Origin of the sequence: Microbacterium halotolerans (genome assembly GCF_003569805.1) — a bacterium.
In the GTDB taxonomy this organism is placed as follows: Bacteria; Actinomycetota; Actinomycetes; order Actinomycetales; family Microbacteriaceae; genus Microbacterium; species Microbacterium halotolerans.
The window spans coordinates 519,470-540,617 of the sequence record NZ_KZ984051.1 but is presented as its reverse complement, the minus strand read 5'-3'; the positions used below and the strand labels follow the sequence as shown (position 1 = coordinate 540,617).

General features: G+C 68.8%; 22 protein-coding genes. 14 read left to right on the top strand and 8 right to left on the bottom strand.

Annotation, left to right across the window (positions count from 1 at the left end; translation table 11 throughout):
* Positions 1-153 precede the first annotated feature (153 nt).
* From DZG09_RS02440 to DZG09_RS02425, 4 genes are read left to right on the top strand one after another with little or no spacing between them, the layout of a single operon-like run.
* Entirely contained in the window at positions 154-1,140 is a 987-nt protein-coding gene (locus DZG09_RS02440; protein WP_240423635.1) for a sugar kinase, read from the top strand.
* Positions 1,134-1,730 carry a bifunctional 4-hydroxy-2-oxoglutarate aldolase/2-dehydro-3-deoxy-phosphogluconate aldolase gene (locus DZG09_RS02435; protein ID WP_205529030.1) on the top strand — a complete coding sequence of 199 codons (597 nt, stop codon included), beginning with the start codon at positions 1,134-1,136 and terminating at the stop codon, positions 1,728-1,730. Before DZG09_RS02440 ends, DZG09_RS02435 begins: the two co-directional genes overlap by 7 nt.
* On the top strand, positions 1,727-3,340 hold the full coding sequence (locus DZG09_RS02430; protein ID WP_119696123.1) for an N-acyl-D-amino-acid deacylase family protein: 1,614 nt from the start codon (positions 1,727-1,729) through the stop codon (positions 3,338-3,340). The genes DZG09_RS02435 and DZG09_RS02430 overlap by 4 nt, the downstream gene beginning before the upstream one ends.
* Positions 3,337-4,536: an alanine racemase gene (locus DZG09_RS02425; protein ID WP_119696122.1), complete on the top strand. Its 1,200-nt coding sequence runs from the start codon at positions 3,337-3,339 to the stop codon at positions 4,534-4,536. Before DZG09_RS02430 ends, DZG09_RS02425 begins: the two co-directional genes overlap by 4 nt.
* 90 nt (positions 4,537-4,626) lie before the next feature.
* On the opposite strand, the gene DZG09_RS02420 is transcribed toward DZG09_RS02425, so the two are convergent.
* Positions 4,627-5,601, bottom strand: coding sequence for a zinc-binding dehydrogenase (locus DZG09_RS02420; RefSeq protein WP_119696121.1), 975 nt, complete (start codon positions 5,599-5,601; stop codon positions 4,627-4,629).
* Between the two features lie 345 nt (positions 5,602-5,946).
* On the opposite strand from DZG09_RS02420, the gene DZG09_RS02415 reads away from it, so the two are divergent.
* On the top strand, positions 5,947-6,153 hold the full coding sequence (locus DZG09_RS02415) for a cold-shock protein (RefSeq protein WP_087053483.1): 207 nt from the start codon (positions 5,947-5,949) through the stop codon (positions 6,151-6,153).
* A gap of 177 nt (positions 6,154-6,330) precedes the next feature.
* Here DZG09_RS02415 and DZG09_RS02410 read toward each other — a convergent pair whose 3' ends face one another.
* The 3 genes from DZG09_RS02410 to nucS form a co-directional block, all read right to left on the bottom strand.
* Entirely contained in the window at positions 6,331-7,485 is a 1,155-nt protein-coding gene (locus DZG09_RS02410) for a MalY/PatB family protein (RefSeq protein WP_240423633.1), read from the bottom strand.
* A gap of 171 nt (positions 7,486-7,656) precedes the next feature.
* Positions 7,657-8,349 (bottom strand): HAD hydrolase-like protein, encoded by a 693-nt coding sequence (locus DZG09_RS02405; RefSeq protein ID WP_119696120.1) that lies wholly within the window; start codon positions 8,347-8,349, stop codon positions 7,657-7,659.
* 137 nt (positions 8,350-8,486) lie between these two features.
* Positions 8,487-9,182 (bottom strand): endonuclease NucS, encoded by a 696-nt coding sequence (gene nucS / locus DZG09_RS02400; protein ID WP_119696119.1) that lies wholly within the window; start codon positions 9,180-9,182, stop codon positions 8,487-8,489.
* Positions 9,183-9,326: 144 nt separating this feature from the next.
* Here nucS and DZG09_RS02395 point away from each other — a divergent pair, with 144 nt between their 5' ends.
* The 6 genes from DZG09_RS02395 to mnhG are packed head-to-tail and all read left to right on the top strand — an operon-like array spanning position 9,327 to position 15,627.
* Positions 9,327-12,323, top strand: coding sequence for a Na+/H+ antiporter subunit A (locus tag DZG09_RS02395; RefSeq protein ID WP_119696118.1), 2,997 nt, complete (start codon positions 9,327-9,329; stop codon positions 12,321-12,323).
* Entirely contained in the window at positions 12,320-12,823 is a 504-nt protein-coding gene (locus DZG09_RS02390) for a Na(+)/H(+) antiporter subunit C (RefSeq protein ID WP_119696117.1), read from the top strand. The genes DZG09_RS02395 and DZG09_RS02390 overlap by 4 nt, the downstream gene beginning before the upstream one ends.
* Positions 12,820-14,379 carry a Na+/H+ antiporter subunit D gene (locus tag DZG09_RS02385; RefSeq protein ID WP_119696116.1) on the top strand — a complete coding sequence of 520 codons (1,560 nt, stop codon included), beginning with the start codon at positions 12,820-12,822 and terminating at the stop codon, positions 14,377-14,379. The genes DZG09_RS02390 and DZG09_RS02385 overlap by 4 nt, the downstream gene beginning before the upstream one ends.
* Positions 14,376-14,954, top strand: coding sequence for a Na+/H+ antiporter subunit E (locus tag DZG09_RS02380; RefSeq protein WP_119696115.1), 579 nt, complete (start codon positions 14,376-14,378; stop codon positions 14,952-14,954). Before DZG09_RS02385 ends, DZG09_RS02380 begins: the two co-directional genes overlap by 4 nt.
* Complete coding sequence (locus DZG09_RS02375; protein ID WP_338039975.1) at positions 14,951-15,283, top strand: MrpF/PhaF family protein; 333 nt, start codon at positions 14,951-14,953, stop codon at positions 15,281-15,283. Before DZG09_RS02380 ends, DZG09_RS02375 begins: the two co-directional genes overlap by 4 nt.
* The gene (mnhG, locus tag DZG09_RS02370; protein ID WP_119696114.1) at positions 15,280-15,627 is read left to right on the top strand and encodes a monovalent cation/H(+) antiporter subunit G; all 348 of its coding nucleotides are present in this window, start codon (positions 15,280-15,282) and stop codon (positions 15,625-15,627) included. The genes DZG09_RS02375 and mnhG overlap by 4 nt, the downstream gene beginning before the upstream one ends.
* A 37-nt stretch (positions 15,628-15,664) precedes the next feature.
* Here mnhG and DZG09_RS02365 read toward each other — a convergent pair whose 3' ends face one another.
* The 3 genes from DZG09_RS02365 to ald all read right to left on the bottom strand — a co-directional run bounded on the left by DZG09_RS02365 (position 15,665) and on the right by ald (position 19,036).
* Positions 15,665-17,059: an FtsX-like permease family protein gene (locus DZG09_RS02365; RefSeq protein ID WP_119696113.1), complete on the bottom strand. Its 1,395-nt coding sequence runs from the start codon at positions 17,057-17,059 to the stop codon at positions 15,665-15,667.
* Complete coding sequence (locus DZG09_RS02360) at positions 17,056-17,826, bottom strand: ABC transporter ATP-binding protein (protein ID WP_119696112.1); 771 nt, start codon at positions 17,824-17,826, stop codon at positions 17,056-17,058. The genes DZG09_RS02365 and DZG09_RS02360 overlap by 4 nt, the downstream gene beginning before the upstream one ends.
* Before the next feature lie 127 nt (positions 17,827-17,953).
* A complete protein-coding gene (gene ald / locus DZG09_RS02355; protein WP_119696111.1) occupies positions 17,954-19,036 on the bottom strand; it encodes an alanine dehydrogenase in 1,083 nt (360 codons plus the stop codon).
* Between the two features lie 108 nt (positions 19,037-19,144).
* Between ald and DZG09_RS02350 the strand changes: the two genes are divergently transcribed.
* The 3 genes from DZG09_RS02350 to DZG09_RS02345 are packed head-to-tail and all read left to right on the top strand — an operon-like array spanning position 19,145 to position 20,474.
* Positions 19,145-19,663 carry an Lrp/AsnC family transcriptional regulator gene (locus tag DZG09_RS02350; protein ID WP_420845871.1) on the top strand — a complete coding sequence of 173 codons (519 nt, stop codon included), beginning with the start codon at positions 19,145-19,147 and terminating at the stop codon, positions 19,661-19,663.
* 32 nt (positions 19,664-19,695) lie between these two features.
* Positions 19,696-19,899, top strand: a complete 204-nt coding sequence (locus tag DZG09_RS16495; RefSeq protein WP_162893051.1) for a hypothetical protein — start codon at positions 19,696-19,698, stop codon at positions 19,897-19,899.
* Between the two features lie 26 nt (positions 19,900-19,925).
* On the top strand, positions 19,926-20,474 hold the full coding sequence (locus DZG09_RS02345; protein ID WP_162893120.1) for an LURP-one-related/scramblase family protein: 549 nt from the start codon (positions 19,926-19,928) through the stop codon (positions 20,472-20,474).
* Between the two features lie 145 nt (positions 20,475-20,619).
* Here DZG09_RS02345 and DZG09_RS02340 read toward each other — a convergent pair whose 3' ends face one another.
* Positions 20,620-21,027: a VOC family protein gene (locus tag DZG09_RS02340; RefSeq protein ID WP_119696109.1), complete on the bottom strand. Its 408-nt coding sequence runs from the start codon at positions 21,025-21,027 to the stop codon at positions 20,620-20,622.
* Between the last annotated feature and the right edge of the window lie 121 nt (positions 21,028-21,148).

Here is a 21,148-nt window from a genome sequence, read left to right as displayed (position 1 = left end):
ACTGCCGCGGATGGTGCCGGAGGCATCCGGCGTATCGACTGCGTTGTGTCGGGCGGGTCGGCCTTGACGTCGTTCCCGACGCGAACCTATGCTCAATGTACATCGAATATCGCAACAGATTGTGCAAATAATGCAACACTCCGGATCAAGGCGGTGAGCGCCGCGGAACCTGCCGATGTGCTCTGCCTCGGCGAGAGCATGGTTCTCATCGCCTCGGTGGGCGAGGGGCTGCGCAGTGCCGAGACGGCCGAGCTGCATGTTGCGGGAGCCGAGTCGAACGTCGCGGTCGGGCTGACTCATCTCGGCCGTCGCGCGGAGTGGTTCAGCAGAGTCGGCGCCGATCCGTTCGGCAGCCGGATCCTCGATTCGCTGCGCCTCCGCGGCGTCGAGGTCTCTGGCGTCGTCGAAGACGACGCCAGGCAGACAGGGGTCTACTTCAAGGACGTCGTCGACGGCCGCAGCGATGTGCTCTACTACCGCGCGCACTCCGCCGCGTCGGCGATGAGCCCTGCCGATCTCGTGGGCCTGCGTCTGGCCGAGCGCCACGTGTGCCATCTGTCCGGCATCACGGCCGCACTGTCGGAATCGTGCAACGACGTCGTCGACGCCGTGCTGTCCGGCCGGTCGGGCGACGTCATGACGACCTTCGACGTGAACTTCCGCCCCCGACTCTGGGCGGTGGAGCGAGCAGCACCCGTGTTGCTCGAGCACGCCCGCCGTGCCGACATCGTCTTCGTCGGCCGCGACGAGGCGGCAGAGCTGTGGGGAGCGGGAACGGCGGACGAGGTGCGCGAGCTGCTGCCGGATGTCGGCTCGCTCGTCGTCAAGGACGCCGACGTCGGCGCGACGAGCTTCGTCGGCACCGAACGCGTGCACGTTCCCGCCCCCACGGTCGACGTGGTGGAGCCGATCGGAGCGGGAGACGCGTTCGCCGCCGGCTACCTGGACGGCCGATTGGGCGGCGCGGACGAGCGCACCTGCCTGCGTCGCGGTCACGTGATGGCGGCGCATGCGCTGCGGCACCGCGGAGACACCCCGGATCCGGGGCCCGCACAGCGGCTCAGAGAACTCGCCGCGATCGGCGAAGAGGAATGGAACGCGCTGCGCTTCGCGGCGCGGGAGGAGACGGTGCGATGGTGACGTTCGACGAGCTGTTCGACGGGCAGCGGTTCATGGCGATCCTGCGCGGAATGGCCCCGGCCGAGGCCGTCACGCTGGCGACCCGGGCATGGGATCTCGGCATCGGGCTCGTCGAGGTGCCGATCCAGACGCCGGATGCCGTTCCGTCGCTCGAGGCGGTCGTCGCAGCAGGCAGGGAACGGGGAAGAGGGGTCGGATCCGGCACGGTCGTCACCCTCGAGCAGGTCGAGGCCAGCGCGAGCGCCGGCGCCGCCTTCACCGTTGCGCCGGGTACCGACGGCAGCGTGCTCGACGCGAGCCGACGTCGCGAGATGCCGCACCTGCCGGGTGTCGCCACGGCGACCGAAGTGCAGCGCGCGCAGGCGCTCGGCGTCGGCTGGGTGAAGGCCTTTCCGGCTGCCACGCTCGGCGCCTCGTGGTTCCGCACGATGCGCGGCCCGTTTCCGGGCATCCGGTTCGTCGCCACCGGCGGCATGGACGCGCACAACGCCGACGAGTTCCTCGCCGCGGGGGTCTCGGTCGTGGCCGTCGGCTCTGCGCTGAGCGATCCGCGCCAGATCGACCTGCTCGCCCAGCGCGTGTCCTCATGACACGCACCGTCATCCGGGGAGGCGTCGTCGTCGACGAGCGCGCCGAGGCGGGAACGCGCGCTGACGTCGCGATCGCCGACGGCCGGATCTCGGAGGTCGGGCGCATCGATCCACGAACCGGCGATGAGGCGATCGACGCCGGAGGGCGCCTCGTGCTGCCAGGCTTCATCGACGCGCACTCCCACGCCGACGGTCGGGTGTTCGACCCGGAGGTGCAGCTCGCGCTCCTGCGCCAGGGCGTCACAACGGTGATCGCAGGCCAGGACGGCGTCTCCTACGCGCCCGGCGACGGGCGCTGGGCGAGCGACTACTTCGCCGCGATCAACGGCAGGCATCCGCAGTTCCGCGGGGGAGGCACAGCCGACCTGCTGGCGACGTACGACGACGCGACGCCCGTGAACGTCGGCTTCCTCGTGCCGGCAGGCACCGTGCGCCACGAAGTGATGGGAATGTCCGCCGACCTGGCGGACGACGAGCAGCTGCGGCGGATGCAGACGCTGGTCGCAGACGGCCTGCGCGACGGCGCGCTCGGGTTGTCGACCGGTCTCGACTACGTGCCGGGCCTGTTCGCCGATACCGCCGAGATCGCGAAGCTGACCGAGCCCGTTGCCGCGGCCGACGCGCTGTACGTGACGCACATGAGGGGCGGATACGAGCGAGGCTCGGACGTCGGGGTGCGCGAGATCGCCGCGATCTGCGCGCACAGCGGCGTCGCAGCTCACATCTCGCACTTCCACCTCGATGCCGAGCGCGGCTGGCGTCTCATGAGCGAACTCGCCGACGGCGGGGCGGATGCGAGCTTCGACATGTACCCGTACACGCGCGGTGCCTCGCTGCTGTCGATGCCGACGCTGCCGCCCGAGTACAGCGCGCTCGCCGCGGGCGATGCGACGGCGCGGCTGCAGAATCCGGATGAGGTCACCAGACTGCGCACCGACTGGTTCCCTCGCGTGGCCGAGCACCCGAGTCTCGGGCCCGACTGGCCGGGCATGATCACGATCTCCTCGATGCCGAACAGTGAGTGGGCCTGGTGCGTCGGGCTGACGCTCGCGGAGGTCGCGCGGCGGCTCGGCGTCGACGCGGCGGAGGCGACCATCCGGATGCTCGTCGCCGGTGACATGCGCGTCGGCGCCGTGATGGCCGTGCTCGACGAGCGGCCGATGGACAACCTGACCAGGCTGTTCTCCCATCCGGGCTTCATGGGCGGGTCGGACGGCATCTTCGTCGGACAGGCGCCGCATCCCCGGGCGTACGGCGCCTTCGCACGGCTGCTCGCGATGGCCGCCGACGGCAGGTGGACATGGCAGCAGGCGGTGACCCGCCTGTCGGAGCGCCCCGCCGCGCGGATGGGGCTGGGGCGGCGCGGCGCCGTGCGGGCCGGGTTCCACGCCGACCTCGTGCTCGTCGATCCGGCCGCGGTCGCCGACAGGGCGGACTACGCGAACCCGCTCCGTCTCGCGGAGGGCATCGACGACGTGCTCGTGGCCGGCGTCCCGGTCCTCGCGGGCGGTGCGCTGACGGGCAGGACTCCCGGCCGCGGTCTGCGTCGGGACGTGTCATCGTTGACGGCGGAAGCATCGCAGGACCGTGCAGGAACGGAGAGAGCATGACGGAGACGATCTCGGCGCCGTGGGCGACGAAGGGGCTGTGGCCGGGCGGCGGGGACGGCAGGACGCTCTTCGACGACAGCGTCTCGTTCCCCGTGATGGTCCTGCGCGAGCGCGCGCTCGAGCGAAACATCCGGTCTCTGGCCGACTTCTGCGCACGGCACGATCTGAGCTTCGCGCCGCACGGCAAGACCACGATGTCGCCGCAGCTGTTCGCCAGACAGCTCGCTGCCGGCGCGTGGGGGATCACCGTCGCGATGGGGCATCAGGCGCGTGCGGCGCGCGGCTTCGGTGCGTCGCGCATCCTGATCGCGAACGAGGTGCTCGACCCGGCGACGCTGAGATGGATCGCGGACGAGGCCGCAGGGGGAAAGGGCGAGATCCTGTTCCTCGTCGACTCGGACGAGGGCGTCGCCGCGGCTGCGCGCGAGGGCGTGCGCGCCGGCGTCGAGCTCCCGGTGCTAGTCGACATCGGCCACGCCGGAGGCCGCACGGGCGTGCGTGAGCCGGATGAGGCGTCGCGGCTGGCGCACATCGTGCACCGCAGCGAGGGCGTACGGCTCGCCGGAGTCTCCTCGTACGAGGGAGGGCTGCACAGCGTTGCCGAGGTGACCGCCTACTTCGACGGCGTCAGAGCGATCACCCGACGGCTCCGCCTGGAGGGCGTGCTTCCGGAGCGGCCGATCGTGACGGCCGGCGGCAGTGCGTACTTCGACAGGGTGGCGGTCGAGCTCGGCGAGGCGCTCGCCGACGAGGCGCAGGTGATCCTGCGCAGCGGGGCGTACGTGTCGCACGACGACGGCGTGTACGTGGGAAAGACCGCGTTCAACCGGATTCCGGAGGAGGGGCGTCTCGACGCCGCGCTGGAGATCTGGGCGCACGTGGTGTCTGTGCCCGAGCCGGGGCACGCGATCATCGGAATGGGCAAGCGAGACGCGCCGTATGACGAGGGCATGCCCGTTCCGCTCCGACTGCGCACCGCCGACGGCGTCGTCTCCGAGATCGCCGACGGAGCAGCGGTGACGAAGATGGACGACCAGCACGCCTACCTGAGCTGCGAGGACGGCTTCGCGCCGCGACCGGGCGACCTGGTCTGCTTCGGCATCTCCCACCCCTGCACCGCGTTCGACAAGTGGCGCAGGATCCCTGTCGCCGACGACCACGACCGCATCACCGAGATCATCGACACGTACTTCTGATCCGGGCCGATGCCGAGATGCGCACCTTTCGTCGAGATGCGCCGTTTTTGACGCCCGGATGTCGAAAAGGTGCGCATCTCGGCAGCTCGGTCACGGCCGCAGCAGCACCTTGCCCGCGCGTCCTGGGCGGTTGTGGGCGGCGACGGCGTCGGCGATCCGGTCGAACGAGAAGATCTCCTTGACCGGAAGCGTGATGTCGCCGGCGACGGCGCGTTCGACGACTTCCCGGATGAGCGAGGCGCGTTCGACCGGATCCATGGCGGACATGACCTTGGATCCCCAGAAGCCTTCGATCGTGACCTGACGGAAGATGATGTGGCGGCTCGCCGCCTCGATCCGCGCCGAGCCCATGGCGCCGAACAGCACGACCCGGCCGCCGTCGGCGACGAGCTCGAGCATGTCGCCTACGGCGGGCCCGCCGACTGAGTCGACGCCGACGGCGACAGGCGCGCCGCCGGTGATCTCGGCCGCCGCGGCGCGCCAGTCGTCGCGGTCGGTCGCCACGACGCGATCGATTCCTGCGGCGGCGAGCTCGGCAACGCCCTCGCTGCGGCGCACGAGTCCGAGCACGTTCACGCCGCGGCTGCGGGCGAACTGTGCGATGAGCCTGCCCACCGCTCCGCCCGCGGCGTTCTGCGCGATCCAGTCGCCCTCGCTCACGCCGAGCGCGTTCAGCAGCGCCAGTGCGCTTGCCGGCATCGAGATGAGCTGCGCGGCCGATTCGTCATCCAGAGCATCCGGCACCGGAACGAGGCCCGCCGCGTTCGCGACGAACTTCTCCGCCCACGCACCGAACGTGCCGCCCGAGACCCGCTGGCCGACCTGCAGTGAGTCGACGCCCTCGCCGAGGGCTTCGACGACTCCGGTCGCCTCCGTGCCCGACGGCGCGGGAAGCGGCGGCACGAAGCCGTAGTCCCCCGACACCGTGAGCACATCGTGGTTGTGAATCGGCGAGAGCGTGGTGCGCACGAGCACCTGGCCGGGGGCGGGAACTGGATCGGGAACCTCCTGCACGTGGAGCTGCTGGGCGGGGTCGCCGAAGGTGTTGTGGATGAGCGCGCGCATAGTCGGCTTTCTGTTGGGGATGGTCACCGAGTTACAGCGCGAAAGGACGTCGTTTCATTCCGTCGACACGGTCAGGAAGCACCTGCGTCTGCCCGGGCAGTTCAGTGCTCGTGTCCCCCGAATGGGGGACACTGCCGTATACTGTGACAAGACGTCCTCTCTCGGTCGTCCGGCCCCCGCTGTTTCCCCCCAACGGCGGGGGCCGTTTTATGCCTTCGCGGGGAAGATTCCTGTGAATCCGAAGCAGATTCCCTCGCGCTCTATCGCCAGAGCGATCGAACGGTTAGCGTGGGAACTGGCCGACACGCAATCTGAGTCGGCTTCATCTCTATAGAACGGCAATACATGAGCACGCAGGGTACCGTCAAGTGGTTCAACTCGGAGAAGGGCTACGGCTTCATCTCTCCCGACGAGGGCGGCTCTGACGTCTTCGCGCACTACACCGCCATCGATTCGCAGGGCTACCGCTCGCTGGAAGAGAACCAGCGCGTGGAGTTCGAGATCGCACAGGGCCCGAAGGGCCTGCAGGCGGAGAGCATCCGGCCGCTGTAGTCCGGCAGATCTCACGAAGGCCTCGTTCGCATTCTGCGAACGAGGCCTTCGTCGTTGCGTTGGAGAGTCGGCGCCGGAGCTGACGCGAGTGGCCCCCTTGTGCCCGAGCGGACTCCTTCTGCCTGTGAACAACGGATCCGCTCAGAGGCAAGCGGTGCGCTCGCGGGTCGGAGCCGGTCAGCGGGCGCGCACGGCCTCGCCCATGGCCCGGATGGCCTGCTCCATGATCGGGCGCGGGGTCGCGAAGTTGAAGCGGACCGCGTGCGCGTTGCCGTCGCCGCAGAGCGCGCCGTCGGTCGGGACGACGTCGGCTGAGTCGGCGAAGAACTCCGCGGGCGAGCCGGGAAGCTCCAGCGCCGAGCAGTCCAGCCAGCCGAGGTACGTGCCCTCGGGTGCGGTGTAGCGCACTCCCGGCAGGTGCTCGGCCACGAGCTCGCCGAGCAGGCGGCGGTTGCCGTCGAGATACTCCAGCACTTCGGCGAGCCATGCGCCGCCGCCGGTGTAGGCCGCGGTGTTCGCGACGACGCCGAGGTTCGAGGCTTCGAAGTGCAGCGCACGGGCGTTGTCCGACCAGTACTTCCGATCGGCGTCGTTCGACAGCACGACCTGTGCGGCCTTCAACCCCGGAAGGTTGAACGCCTTCGAAGCGCTCGTCGCCGTGAGCGTGTGACCGGCGTTGACCTCGTTCACCGAGGCGTACGGCACGTGCCGCTGGTCTGCGTAGACCAGCGGGGCGTGGATCTCGTCGGAGAACACGCGCGCACCGCGGCGTTCGACGACCTCGCCGATGGCGGCCATCTCGTCGCGGCGCAGCACCCGCCCGATCGGGTTGTGCGGGTTGCACAGAATCAGCATCCCGCCGCCGTCGGCGAAGGCACGGTCGAGCGCGTCGAGGTCGTACTCCCATCCGGTCTCCGTGCGGAGCATCGGCACCTGGATGATCCTGCGATTCATCACAGCAGGCACGGTGAGGAACGGCATGTACGCAGGCGTGGGCAGCACGATCGCCGAACCCGGCTCGCTGAAATGCTCGATCGCGACCTGGAACGCCTGAATGACGTCGGAGATCTGCTTCACGTCATCCGGGTCGACCTGCCAGTCGTAGCGATCTGCTGCCCATCCGGTGAACGCCTCGCGCAGGGCCAGGTCGGTTGCGGGCGGCAGGTACCCGAACGCCCCGTTGTCGACCGCGTCGTGCAGCGCCTGCGTGATCGGCGGCGCGATCCCGAAGTCCATCTCGGCCACGAATGCGGGAGTCTTGCCTGGGAAGAGCGACCACTTCACGCTGCCGACATCGCGGAGCTGAGCGGGCGTAATGGAATCGAAGCTCACCCTGTAGAGCGTATCCTCCGCGGAGGACAGAGGCGCCGCGGAGTCGCGTCGCGCGCCCACGAGTCGTCTCCGGGCGGGCCCTTTGCGTTCGAGTGGCGCTTTGCACCCGGATGGGGCCCGCCCGGCGCGAAAGGGTGCGCTCGCGCGACCGCGAGTGCGGCCTGCGCGGGCCTACGCCGCGGCGAGGGAAGGCAGGCTGGCGCGGAGCAGCTCGCGCAGGGCGGCGGGGGTGTCGACTGTGGCGATCGACCCTGCCTCCTCGCCGGGGCTGCCGAAGCCCCACCTGGCGTAGACGACGGGGACACCGTGCTCCGCGGCGCCGTCGACGTCGTGGTGCCGGTCTCCGATCAGCACGGGCGATGACGTGTCGGCGCCGGCCGCGCGGAGCCGCTCGAGGGCCTTGCCGACGACCACGGCCTTGGTGTCGTTGATCTCCGCGTCGGAGCGCGCGCCGGCGATCGCCGTGAACGCGTCGTCGAGGCCGTAGTGCTCGAGGATGGCCCTCACCTGGTTCTCGGGCTTGGTGCTCGCCGTCGAGATCGGCACACCGGCCGCGCTCACCTCGCGCACCAGCTCGGGGATGTCGTCGTACAGCCTGACCGACGTGGCGTAGCCGCCGCGGGAGGCCAGCTCGCGGTACATGCCGACCGCCGTGATGGCCTCATCCGGATCGAGCCCTGCCCGCACCTGGAACGATTCGAGCATCGGAGGTCCGATCCAGGCGCGCAGATCCTCGAAGGTGGGCACCGGATGTCCGAGCTCGGTGAGCACCTGCTGCACGCGCGGCATGATGCCGGCCGTCGCGTCGGCGATCACCCCGTCGACATCCCACAGAACACACGTGAACTCGCGCACATCAGCCATGCACCCAGCCTATCGACCTCCGGATGGGGACCTTTCCGCGCGCGATGCCCCGTGCCGAGCCGCCGAGGTGCGCACTTTTCCGACGAAATCACGTCAAAACCGGCGCATCTCGACGAGAAGTGCGCATCTCGGCAGCGTCAGAACAGGCGGGGGACGCCCGACTCGATGCCCTTCATGTCGTCGTAGTCGAGCACGAGGCACTCGATGCCGCGGTCTTCGGCGAGCGTGCGGGCCTGCGGCTTGATCTCCTGGGCGGCGAATACGCCCCGAATGCCCGTCAGCAGCGGGTCGCGGCCGAGCAGGTCGAGATAGCGCGTGAGCTGCTCGACGCCGTCGATGTCGCCGCGGCGCTTGATCTCGACGGCGATGTGCTGGCCGTCGGCGCCGCGCACCATCAGGTCGACGGGGCCGATCGCCGTGGGGAACTCGCGCCGCACGAGCGCCGCTCCCTCGGAGACGCGGTCGACCTGCTCGGCCAGGAGGCGCTGCAGGTCGGACTCGACGCCGTCCTTGATCAGGCCGGGGTCGACACCGAGGTCATGGGAGGAGTCCGAGATGATCTCGTGGATGCGGACCGTGAGCGCGTCGCCCGACTTCTGGTGCGTCACCTTCCACACCTCGACGACGCCTGCCGAGGCGAGTTCCTCATCCGGCTCCGACACGTCCGTGCGGCACGGCGGGCTCATCCAGTTCAACGGCTTGTACGAGCCGCCGTCGGAATGGATGAGGACGCTGCCGTCGCCTTTGCGCATCAGCACACGCTTCGCGAGCGGCAGGTGGGCGTTGAGGCGGCCGGTGTAGTCGACGGAGCATTCGGCAATGACGAGGCGCACCGAACCAACCTAACCGCACAATCCTAGTCCGAGCGCATCCGGGCCGGCTCAGCCCCAGCCCGATAGTCTTGATGCGGCCCCACGACATACCGGATCACACCCGCCGCCTGTGCACCCGCGCCGGCCAGACGACGAGGAGGCGCCATGCTCGCGATCCTCGCCGTGTTCGCGGCGCTGTCGTTCGCCGTCGTTCCACTCGCGCGTCTTCTCGGCTCGAGGGTGTTCTACCTGGCGGCGCTGCTGCCCATCGCCGGCTTCGCGCACGCGCTGCTGCAGGCCCCGGCCGTCGTCGCCGGTCGCATGCCGCACGAGGCATACGAGTGGATCCGTCCGCTCGACGTCGTCATCTCGATGCGGATGGACGCTCTCAGCTGGGCGCTCACACTGGTCGTCACCGGAGTCGGCGCGATCGTGCTGATCTACTGCGCCACCTACTTCCGCGGTCACGGGGCGGGCAGAGGACGGTTCGCCGGCGAGCTGCTCGGCTTCGCCGGAACGATGTACGGCCTGGTGCTCACCGACGACATCATCATGCTCGTCATCTTCTGGGAGATCACGAGCATCCTGTCGTACCTGCTCATCGGCCACTACTTCAATCGTGCCGCCAGCCGCCGCGCGGCGCTGCAGTCACTGCTGACGACCACGCTCGGCGGGCTCGTGATGTTCGTCGGTGCGGTGATCCTGGCTGTGCAGGTCGGCTCGAACTCGATCAGCACGATTCTGAACGATCCGCCGTCCGGGGCGCTGACGAACGTCGCCCTGGTCTGCCTGCTGATCGGCGCGTTCAGCAAGTCGGCGATCTTCCCGTTCCATTACTGGCTGCCTGGTGCGATGGCCGCCCCGACTCCCGTGAGTGCGTATCTGCACGCCGCGGCGATGGTCAAGGCGGGCATCTATCTGCTCGCGCGCTTCGCGCCGACCTTCGCAGAGGCGGAGCCGTGGCGCCCTCTGGTGGTGTCGCTCGGCGTGTTCACGATGCTGCTCGGCGGCTTCCAGGCGCTCCGCGAGGTCGACCTCAAGCGACTTCTCGCCTACGGCACCGTGAGCCAGCTCGGTTTCATCACGGTCGTGATCGGCTTCGGCACGCGTGACACCGCGCTCGCGGGACTCACGCTGCTGCTGGCGCACTCACTGTTCAAAGCGGCGCTGTTCCTCGTGGTCGGCATCATCGACCGCCAGCTCGCCACGCGTGACATCGGCGACCTCAGCGGCGTGGGCAGACAGGCGCCCACTCTCGCCGCGATCTCGATCGTGTCCGTCGCATCGATGGCGGGGCTGCCGCCGCTGCTCGGATTCGTGGCGAAGGAGACGGCTCTGACGGCGATGCTCGACGAGGCGCTCGCGGGCAGCGTGTGGGGTTGGGCGGCGCTCGGCGGAATCGTTCTCGGCTCTGCGCTCACCGCCGCGTACGGGCTGCGCTTCGTGTGGGGTGCGTTCTGGACCAAGCGCGACGAGAACGGCGGCGTGCGTTCGCGCACGTCGTGGCCGGATCCTCCTCTCGACTTCATCGCCAGCCCGCTGCTGCTCGCGGTGCTCACCGTCGCCTGCGGCGTCGCGGTCCCCGTGCTCGACCCCGTGCTCGGGGCGTACGCCGACTCCGCTCAGGGCGGAAGCGGCATTCATCTCGCGCTCTGGCACGGGCTCGAGCCGGCGCTCGCCCTGTCCGCCGCTTCGTTCGCTGTCGGCATCGGCGTGTTCTGGGCGTCGCGGCGGCTCGAACGGTACCGCCGTCGGCGCTTGCTCCCGCTGCCCGCATCCGACGTCTACTACCTCGTCACTCGCGAGATCGATCGACTCGCCGTCATGGTGACGCGTGCCATCCAGCGCGGCTCGCTGCCGACGTACGTCGCGCTCGCGTTCGTCGTGCTGGTCGCGGCCGAGGCGGCGGTTCTCGTCGCGCACGGCGAATGGACGATGCTGCTGGAGCCGTGGCACCATCCGGCGCAGCCCGTCGCTGCTGTGCTGATGATCGCCGTGGGAATCCTGGCCGTCGGGGCGACGAAGCGGTTCACGGGTGTCGTGCTGGTGTCGGTGACGGGCCTCGGAATGGTCACCCTGTTCGCCCTCTCCGGCGCCCCGGATCTCGCGATCACGCAGGTGCTCATCGAGACCGTCACGCTGGTGGTGTTCACCCTCGTGCTGCGGCGCGTCCCGGCGCGCATGGGCAGCCATCACGGGTCGAGCAGACCCGTCGTGCGTGCGCTCATCGGTGCGGCGGTCGGCGTCACGATGGCGGTCGTCGCGGTCATCGCCTCGAGCGCGCGGATCGCCGAGCCGGTCTCCGTCGCCTGGGAGGACCTGGCATACGAGATCGGGCACGGCAGCAACATCGTCAACGTCGCGCTCGTCGACCTGCGCGGCTGGGACACGATGGGGGAGCTCAGCGTGCTCGTGCTGGCTGCGACGGGCGTCACATCGCTCGTGTTCGTCACGGCTCGCAGCGACCGGATGACTCAGATGCGCCGCGAGCTGCGGAAGAAGACCACGTTCGGGCAGCGGCTGCGCGCTGGGCGCACTCCCGTGGTCGAGACGACCGGCGGCATCCGGCTGCAGGACGACGGCAACCGCGGTGCGCGCCGTGCGTGGCTCCTCGGCGGCGCGAGCATGAGTGCGGCTTCGCGCTCGCTCATCCTCGAGGTCGTCGTGCGCATCCTGTTCCACACGATCATCGTCATCTCCATCTACCTGCTCTTCGCCGGTCACAACCTCCCCGGCGGCGGGTTCGCGGGCGGACTGGTCGCAGGCCTGGCCCTCGTGATGCGCTACGTCGCCGGTGGCAGGTACGAACTCGGCATCGCGGCACCGACCGACGCCGGCTACATGCTGGGATCCGGAATGGTGCTCGCCGTCGGCACGGCCGTTGCGCCGATGCTGTTCGGCCTGGATCCGCTCACGCGCGCGGTCTGGGAGGCCGAGCTGCCGCTGGTCGGTCACATCGAGTTCGTCACGTCGACGGTGTTCGACATCGGTGTGTACCTCGTGGTCGTCGGCCTGGTGCTCGACGTGCTCCGCTCGCTCGGCGGCGAGGTCGATCGACAGATCATGGAGGACGGCGGTCGCCGATTCGTCCCGGCCGCGGGCGACGACGCCGCCACCCCGACGGGGGCCGTGTCCGAGCCGGAGAGGAGAGGATCGTCGTGAGCGTCTCCCTCTCTCTCGTGGTCGTGATGGCCGTGCTGTACGCCGCAGGAGTGTTCGCCATGATGGAGCGCAGCCTGACCCGTGTGCTCATCGGATTCCTGCTGCTCGGCAACGCCACCAATCTGCTGCTGCTCATCGCGATGGGGTTCCCCGGTGTCTCGCCGTTCCACGGGAACGCAGGTGAGCAGTCCGACCCGCTGCCGCAGGCGCTTATGCTGACGGCGATCGTCATCACCTTCGCCGTCAGCGCCTTCCTGCTCGCGCTGATCTACCGATCGTGGCAGCTGGGCCAGGAGGACACGGTGCGGGACGATGAAGAGGACATCGCGCTGCGCGAGCGGGCGTCCGAGACGGTCGTCGCGCTCGACGACGAGGAGGACGCCGCCGAGGTGGAGGACTCCGAGCGGACCGACTTCTCCGATGACGAGGTGGGGCCTGTCACGACGGCGAGCATCGTCCTTCCGGATGAGCGACGTCGGCGGAACGGAGGCGCAGAATGAGCCTGCTCGTTCCGCTGTTCGTGGCGCTGCCGCTGCTTGGCGCCGCCTTCACGCTGCTGCTCGGCCGTCACCGTCGCATGCAGATCGGCGTCTCCGTGGTCACCCTCAGCGCGACGTTCCTGCTCGCGGCGGTCATGCTCGTCGCGGTCGACCTCGGAACGCCGCTGGCCGTGTCAGTCGGCGGATGGCCGCTCCCGTTCGGCATCGTGCTCTACGTCGATCGCCTCGCCGCGCTGCTGGTGGCGGTGTCGAGCATCGTGCTGCTCGCCGTGCTGCTGTTCTCCGTCGGGCAGGGCTCGGCAGACCGCGATCAGGACACCCCGGTGTCGATCTTCCACCCGACCTACCTGATCCTGGCGGCCGGGATCTTCAACTCGTTCATCGCGGGGGACCTGTTCAATCTCTACGTCGGGTTCGAGATCCTGCTGGTCGCCTCATACGTGCTGATCACGCTGGGATCGACCAAGGAGCGCATCAGGACCGGCACCGTCTACATCGTGGTCTCGCTGGTGTCGAGCATCATCTTCCTCTCCGCGATCGCCGTGATCTACGGCGCGCTCGGCACGGTGAACATGGCGCAGATCGCGGAGCGGATGGGGGAGCTGCCTGACGGCGTGCAGATGCTGCTGCACATCATGCTGCTGCTGGGCTTCGCCGTGAAAGCGGCGATCTTCCCGCTGTCGTTCTGGCTTCCCGACTCGTACCCGACGGCTCCTGCGCCGGTCACCGCAGTGTTCGCCGGACTGCTGACCAAGGTCGGCGTCTATGCGATCATCCGGACCGAGCTGCAGATGTTCCCCGACAGCGATCTCGATCTGGTGCTGGCGATCGCGGCCGTGGCGACGATGATCGTCGGGATTCTGGGTGCCGTCGCGCAGGCGGAGCTCAAGCGGATCCTCTCGTTCACGCTCGTCAGCCACGTCGGCTACATGCTCTTCGGCCTCGCGATACACACCGACGCGGCAGTCGGCGCCACGGTGTACTACATGGTGCACCACATCGTGGTGCAGACGACGCTCTTCCTCGCAGTGGGGCTGATCGAGCGCTACGCGGGCTCGACCTCGATCCTGCGAGTGAAGGGACTGGTCACGGCCGCGCCGCTGATCGCCGCGCTGTACTTCATCCCCGCGATGAACCTGGGCGGGCTGCCGCCGTTCTCCGGCTTCATCGGCAAGTTCGCGCTGTTCGACGCGGCCGCGAGTGTCGGCACGCCCATCATGTGGGTGTCGATCGCGGCAGGCGTGGTGACCTCGCTGCTGACGCTCTACGCGCTGATGCGCGCGTGGAACATGTCGTTCTGGCGCGGACACGAGGAGGAGGCGACGGACGCGGATGCCCGTTTCAAGCACCTGGAGCAGGCACCGGCAGCGGACAGCCAATCGGAGCGCCGCGAGAGCCCCAGCATCATGACGGGCGCGACGATCGGCATGGTCGCGGTCACGCTTTCGCTGACCGTGTTCGCCGGCCCGATCTACGACGTGTGCGAACGCATCGGGGAGTCTCTGCTGCAACCCATCTCGCTGGTCGAGCTCGAGGGGGTGGAGCAGGGATCATGACGCTGAAGCGCTTGTGGAACCAGCTGCCGTTCTTCGCCTGGCTCGTGCTGCTGTGGATGCTGCTCTGGGGGCAGTTCACGTGGCTCGCCGCCGTCTCGGGCGTCGTGGTGGCGGTCGTGGTGACACGCCTGTTCCGGCTGCCGCCCGCCGATCTGACAGGCCGCGTCAGCCTGTTCTGGCTCCTCATCTTCGGCCTGCAGTTCATCTGGGAAGTGATTCTGGGCGCACTGCAGGTCGCCTGGCAGGCCGTCGGGCCCGGCACACCGTCCGCAGCGATCGTGAAGGCGCCGCTGCGCGTCGACGATGATCTGATCATGACTCATGTCGCCGTGGCTACGTCGCTCGTGCCGGGAACAACCGTCATCGAGGCCGATCGTGCGCGGCGGGTGCTGTACCTGCACGCCATCGGTGTGCGCACCGATGCCGATCTCGACGCCGTGCGCCGCCACGCGCTCACCTGGGAGAAGCGAATCGTACGGGCCGTCGGGTCGCGCGCGGAGCTGAGGACCTGCCGCGCGGGAGACGCACCGTACATCGAGCGCCGCTCGGCCGAGTCGGGAAGCGAGGCACGATGATCATCTCGGTGCTCGTGACCGCGATCGCGGCCGTCTTCGCAGTCGCGGCCGTCCTCGCCATCATCCGGATGGTCAAAGGGCCGTCGATCCTGGATCGTGCGCTGGCCAGCGACGTGCTGCTGACGATGGTGCTGTGCGTCCTGGGTGCGGAGGCGGCGATCAACCGTCGCACCGACACGCTTCCGATCATGCTGATGATCGCGGCGACGGGCGTGCTCGGCACGGTGGCGGTCTCTCGCTTCGTCGCCCGCCGTGAAGGGCGCGACGGCCGCGAGACACGCGGACCGAGCGACCGGGCGCCCGGCGACGGCGGGGAGGCGGGGCAGTGATCCTCTACGTCGTCGCGCTCTCGCTCGTGCTGTTCGGCGCACTGCTGTGTCTGACGGCCGCAATCGGTCTGCTGCGGTTCCGCGACGTGCCGGGTCGGATCCATGCGGCTACGAAGCCGCAGGTGCTCGGGCTCATCCTGATAGCGGTCGGCGTCGCCGTCTCGCTCGAGTCGTGGGCCGCCGTCGGCTTCCTCGTGCCGGTCGTGGTCATTCAGCTCGCGACCGCTCCGCTCTCCGCGCATATGGCGGGGCGCCAGGCGTACCGCAACGGCACGCTCGACGCGAAGCACCTGGTGCGGGACGAGTTGGATCGGGATCGGGAGGTCATCGAGGACGAGGGCTGACGGGGGCGTGAGCCTGCCGCGGACGATGTCGGGATGTTCACCCCGTCGAGTTGCGGCGGATCGCGGTCACAAGCGGAGTCGCCGCAGCGACCGCGAGCTGCACGAGGAGGAGCCCGGCGACGAACGTCGCGGCGATGACGGCGAGCGCAGCCGGCGCGAAGAGCACGGTCGCTCCGATGAGCGGCAGGCTCAGCCCTCCTCCGATGAGCGCGCCACCGAGCGCAGCCCATCGCAGCGGCACCATGACCGCCAGGCGGCGCGCGCGTTGCAGCTCATGCGCAGGCACCCCGAGCTTGTCCAGTCCGACGATGAGGTCGCGGTCCTCCAGAACCGAGGCCGCTTGCGTCACGCCCACCGAACACGCTACGAGGACGAACGCTGCGCCGAGGGTCACGAGGACGCCGGTCCTGATGTCCGCGAAGAGGATCGAGATGGCGGCGTCCCCGTCGTCGGCGAGGGTCGCGAGACTCATTCCCGCGCCGCCGACAACGGCGATGAAAGAGATCATCGCGATTCCCGACACACGCCTCCACGCCGCACCGGCATGTGCGGCGAGCTCGCGACCGGCGATGAGGCGCGCTGCGTCGGGCGCGCGGCGCGCGAGCCGGCGCCCGCGCGCCGCGAGGAGCGGCGTGCCGATCAGGTTGAGGAGAGCGAGTGCTCCTGCGAAGGCGCCGAGGAGCGCTCCGATGAAGACGATCGGACCGAGCAGCTGTCCGATCGCCGATGCGTTGAGAACGATCAGCGTGAGGAAGGCGAGCGCAACGGCCCCGATCACGAGAGATCGGAACCGACGCGAAGGTGCGTCGGTTCGGCGTCGCACGCCGAGGGGCGTCAGTCGCACGCGTCGCAGGCTCGCGGCGGCGCTCACGGTCGCGAGGAGCGTGAGCGCCAGACACGCGATCCCGACGAGCGGCCACCCCGCCCACGCGGAAGCCGTCCCGATGGGGGCCCCGAAGAAGGGCAGGAGACCGACGAGCGGGAGGAAGGCGCCGTAGAGACCGACGCCGATGACGGCTCCGACGAATGCCGTCGCGCTCGCTTCGATGACGGTGATCGCACCGACTTCGCCACTCGTCGCGCCGAGGAGCCTGAGCGTTGCCAGGCGGTCGTTCCTGCGACGGCTCGAAAGGCGCGCCGCCGCGGCGCCGAGCGTCGCGAGCGGAACGGTGATGAGGAGAAGGGCGAGCATGCTGAGGATGGCATAGAACATCTCGAACTCGCCCTGTGCCTGCGGGGCGGTGAGGAACATCCGCGTCCCACCCGTCACGACGAGCAGGAGCGCCGTCGTCACCGCGAAGGCGACGACGGGGAGGACGATGGCGGCGCGCCCCTGCCGGGACGGGCGCGCGAGCAGGGTCGTGAGGGTCGCGACCCGTCGGATCGGGCCGCGGACACGACCTGTCGTCGGGGGCAGGATGCTCGCGCTCATCGGCGGATCTCTCCGCCGTGCTCGACGTGCGGCTGCGCGGCATCCTGCGATGTGCCTCCCCCGCGCGTCGGCTCGTTCTCGACGATGCGTCCGTCCCGCATCCGGAGGACGCGGCTGCAGCGGGCGGCGACGTCCCTGTCGTGCGTCACGACGACAAGGCTTCGCCCCTGCCCCGTCGTCGCGTGAAGCAGTGCGCTCATCACTTCGCTCGACGTCGTGGAGTCGAGGGCGCCTGTCGGCTCGTCGGCGAACACGATCGAGGCACCCGTGACCTGGGCGCGGGCGATCGCGACACGCTGCGCCTGTCCGCCGGAGAGCTGGCCGATTCGTCGTTCCTCCATGCCCGCGAGACCGAGCGCCGCGAGCCATCCCCGCGCGAGCTCCTCCGCCTCACGGCGAGGCCGTCCGAGGACGAGCAGCGGGAGGGCGGCGTTCTCGAGGGCCGTGAGCTCGGGCAGCAGCAGGTGCTCTTGGAAGACGAAGCCGAGATGTGAGCGGCGGACGGCGGAGCGCTGATCCTCGCTCATCCCGACGATCTCGACGGGGGTGCTGTCTGCACCACTGATCACGATCGAACCTTCATCGGGTGGCAGAACCGCCGCGAGGCAGTGCAGGAGGGTCGTCTTGCCCGACCCTGAGGCGCCCATGATCGCGACAGACTCTCCCGTGCCGATCGAGACGTCCACTCCGGCGAGAGCCGTGAGGGGCCCGTACCTCTTGACGAGGCCACGAGCGACGAGAGCGGGTGCCGGCGTCGAATATGTCATGCCTCAAGTGTCCTCGGAGCCGCGCTGAGAATCGTCGGTCGCAGGGATGACCGGGGTCATTCGAGCGGATGATGCGCACGAGGCCCATCCGGTGCGTTGTCGCATATCGCGTGGCGGTCGGCGCCGTTCAGGCCGAGAGAGTCCGCGCGACTGCGGGGTTCGTGATCTCGCCGGCGCGGGTGTTGAGGCCGAGGGCGAGGGCGGGGTCGGCGGCCGCCGCATCCCAGCCGAGGTCCGCGATGCGTGAGGCGTACGGCAGCGTCGCATTCGTGAGTGCGTGCGTCGACGTGGCGGGGACGGCGCCGGGGATGTTGGCGACGCAGTAGAACAGGGTGTCGTGCACCGCGAACGTCGGGGCGTCGTGGGTCGTCGGGCGCGAGCCGGCGAAGCAGCCTCCCTGATCGATGGCGATGTCGACGAGCACGGTGCCCGGATTCATCGCCTGCACCATCTCGTCCGTGACCAGCTTGGGTGCTGCGGCACCGGGGATCAGGACGGAGCCGATGACGAGGTCGGCGTCATCGATCTCCTCGGCGATCGCGTAGCGAGTCGAGTGCCGTGTGATCAGCCCGTTCCCGTAGCGCGCCTCGAGCTCGCTGAGACGTCGCACGTTCACGTCGAGCACGGTCACCCTGGCGCCCAGGCCGAGTGCGTTTGCGGCGGCGTTCTCACCGGCGACGCCGCCGCCGATCACGACGACCTTCGCCCGTGGCACGCCGGGAACTCCGCCCAGAAGCGCTCCCCGGCCTCCCTGGGAGCGCATCAGATGGTACGCGCCGACCGTGGTCGACAGGCGGCCGGCGACCTCGCTCATCGGGGTGAGCAACGGGAGCGAGCCGTCGTCGAGCTGCACGGTCTCGTAGGCGACGGCAGTCGTGCCCGCCCGCACGAGGGCCTCTGCGAGTGGGCGGTTCGCCGCGAGGTGAAGATAGGCGAACAGCGTGAGGTCGTTCCGCAGGAAGCCGTACTCGGACTCGACGGGTTCCTTCACCTTGAGCAGCAGATCCCCCGCGGCCCACGTCTCGTCCGCGTCGGACGTGACCACTGCGCCTGCCGCGGCATACGCGCCATCCGCGATCCGGGATCCCTCTCCGGCACCAGCCTGCACGAACACCTCGTGGCCGCGCTGCACGAGCTCGTCCACCCCGGCCGGGGTCACGGCGACGCGATTCTCATTGTTCTTGACCTCAGTGGGAACGGCGATCCTCATGGTGATCTCCTCGTTTCTGGGGAAGGGACTTGTACCAGAGTTGCAGCAGATTCGGTGATCGCGATCTGACGTCACAGATGCTTCGGCAGATTGAGACGATCAGTTAACATGCTTCGCATGAAAGCTGCGGATTCCGACCTCCATCCGAAGGATCTTCCGACTGTTCAGCTCGACGAGCTCGACCGGAGGATCGTCCGGATCCTCAGCGGCGACGGCCGCATCACGAATGCCGATCTCGCCGCCGCGCTCGACATCGCCGCGTCGACGGCGCATGCGCGCACTCGATCTCTCATCGACCGTGGTGTGATCCGCGGATTCCACGCGAGCGTCGATCACCGGCGACTCGGGCGCGGTCTGCAGGCGATGATCGGTGTGACGCTGCGCGGAGGCACTCGGCACGACGGCATCGTCACGTTCATCGACGAGGTCAGACAGCTGCCACAGGTGCTGCAGCTGTTCTTCCTCGGCGGACCGGACGACTTCATGGTGCACATCGCGGTCGCCGATTCGAGTGACGTGCGCCAGTTCGTCGTCGAGAACCTCTCGACCGAGCCGTTCGTCGCGTCCACTCGCACGAGCATCATCTTCGAGTACCACCGCCGCGGCGTGGCGGCAGGGTTCCGATAGGTCGCGAGCCCGCGCGGACCTACGATGTCGTCATGTCGAAGGGCAAGAAGGGCAAGAAGGGCAAGAAGCTCGTGCCCAAGAAGAAGTGCTGCAAGTCGACGCCTCGATGCAAGCGCTGCCCGATCCGGATGCTCGCGGACGGCCGACTCGATCCGGCAGACGCGAAGGAGATCTTCCAGAAGGCCCGCAACCGCAAACAGGCGAAGAAGGCACACCTCGACGTGCCGAAGGAATGAGTGCGGGCTGTGGAATGATCGCAGGCATGTCGATCCTCACGCACAACGTCCTCGTCTTCCAGCAGACGAAGAACTTCTCGAAGAACGACTTCGCGATCATGGACGCTCAGGGGCAGCAGGTCGCCCACGTCGAGACGGGCGGCAGTGCGCTCGGGCGAGCATTCATGGGTGCTCGCGAGCTGACGGTGTTCGACGGTCCGGACAATCCGCTCATCCAGGTCAAAGACACGGTGACCTTCGGGCGCGACCGCATGGAGATCCTCGACGGCGCAGGGAACCCACTGGCGAGTCTCGTGAAGCGGATCACCTTCTTCAAAACGCGCGTGACGATCGAGCTGCAGGGCGAACAGCTCGATCTCCAGGGAAACTTCATCGGTTTCGAGTTCGAGCTGGTGGGCCCTCTCGGTGTGATGGCGACCGTCTCGCGTGAATGGTCGGGCATGGGCAACGCGTTCATGGGGAAATCGACCTATGCGGTCCGACTCGCGGAGAACCTCACGCCTCCGCAGCGGCAGGCGGTCATCGGCTCGGTCCTCGCCCTCGACCTGATCAGGGAGAAGGAGAGCCGGAACTGACCCAACGGACCTCAGCGCCCGCCGACTGATCGATGAACGAGGTGGGCGTTCTGTGCGTCCACGCCCGCCTCCATCGGAGACGATCGCTGTGTCGGCGACCGCCCGGTCGGTCTCCGCAGCCCGAAACCTGGCCGTTCAGTCCGCGCTACTGGCCGGATTCTCCACCCTCGAGCATCCACACGATGCCGTAGGAATCGACGACCTGGCCGAAGTAGGCACCCCACGGCGACGCCTCGAACGGCATCTGCACATCGCCGCCCTGCTGCAGTCGCGTGTGGAACTGCTCGAGCTGAGAGGCGTCGTCGCCCCAGACGCAGATGGCCACGTTGCCCGGCCCGTGCGGCACCTGGCTGTCGGAAGCGAAGAAGGTGACGCCGTTGTCGAGAGTGAGGGAGCCGTGCATCACCCACTCCGGATCGCCCTCCATGCCCTCCATTGGCATGTCCTTGTAGCGCATGACCTCGAGCGTGCCGCCGAAGACATCGTGGTAGAAATCCAACGCCTCGGACGCCTGCCCGCTGAACTGCATGTAGGGAGTTGCCTGGAAAGTCATGGTCGTGCCCTCTCGATCGCGTGCGAGCGAGCAACTGCCCGCTCTTGCGAGAGAGCATGCCACGGACCGCAGACATCCGAAACGGGCGAGGGCACCGTTCACCCGACGTTCGCTGCGAGGC

Bases quoted from the DNA above. Each gene is read 5' to 3' on its own strand.
- DZG09_RS02435 (WP_205529030.1), top strand. From the start codon at position 1,134: ATGGTGACGTTCGACGAGCTGTTCGACGGGCAGCGGTTCATGGCGATC.
- DZG09_RS02430 (WP_119696123.1), top strand. From the start codon at position 1,727: ATGACACGCACCGTCATCCGGGGAGGCGTCGTCGTCGACGAGCGCGCC.
- DZG09_RS02425 (WP_119696122.1), top strand. From the start codon at position 3,337: ATGACGGAGACGATCTCGGCGCCGTGGGCGACGAAGGGGCTGTGGCCG.
- DZG09_RS02420 (WP_119696121.1), bottom strand. From the start codon at position 5,601: ATGCGCGCGCTCATCCACAACACCTTCGGCGACCCCGCCCAGCAGCTC.
- DZG09_RS02415 (WP_087053483.1), top strand. From the start codon at position 5,947: ATGAGCACGCAGGGTACCGTCAAGTGGTTCAACTCGGAGAAGGGCTAC.
- DZG09_RS02405 (WP_119696120.1), bottom strand. From the start codon at position 8,349: ATGGCTGATGTGCGCGAGTTCACGTGTGTTCTGTGGGATGTCGACGGG.
- DZG09_RS02395 (WP_119696118.1), top strand. From the start codon at position 9,327: ATGCTCGCGATCCTCGCCGTGTTCGCGGCGCTGTCGTTCGCCGTCGTT.
- DZG09_RS02385 (WP_119696116.1), top strand. From the start codon at position 12,820: ATGAGCCTGCTCGTTCCGCTGTTCGTGGCGCTGCCGCTGCTTGGCGCC.
- DZG09_RS02380 (WP_119696115.1), top strand. From the start codon at position 14,376: ATGACGCTGAAGCGCTTGTGGAACCAGCTGCCGTTCTTCGCCTGGCTC.
- DZG09_RS02375 (WP_338039975.1), top strand. From the start codon at position 14,951: ATGATCATCTCGGTGCTCGTGACCGCGATCGCGGCCGTCTTCGCAGTC.
- DZG09_RS02365 (WP_119696113.1), bottom strand. From the start codon at position 17,059: ATGAGCGCGAGCATCCTGCCCCCGACGACAGGTCGTGTCCGCGGCCCG.
- DZG09_RS02360 (WP_119696112.1), bottom strand. From the start codon at position 17,826: ATGACATATTCGACGCCGGCACCCGCTCTCGTCGCTCGTGGCCTCGTC.
- ald (WP_119696111.1), bottom strand. From the start codon at position 19,036: ATGAGGATCGCCGTTCCCACTGAGGTCAAGAACAATGAGAATCGCGTC.
- DZG09_RS02350 (WP_420845871.1), top strand. From the start codon at position 19,145: ATGCTTCGCATGAAAGCTGCGGATTCCGACCTCCATCCGAAGGATCTT.
- DZG09_RS16495 (WP_162893051.1), top strand. From the start codon at position 19,696: ATGTCGAAGGGCAAGAAGGGCAAGAAGGGCAAGAAGCTCGTGCCCAAG.
- DZG09_RS02345 (WP_162893120.1), top strand. From the start codon at position 19,926: ATGTCGATCCTCACGCACAACGTCCTCGTCTTCCAGCAGACGAAGAAC.
- DZG09_RS02340 (WP_119696109.1), bottom strand. From the start codon at position 21,027: ATGACTTTCCAGGCAACTCCCTACATGCAGTTCAGCGGGCAGGCGTCC.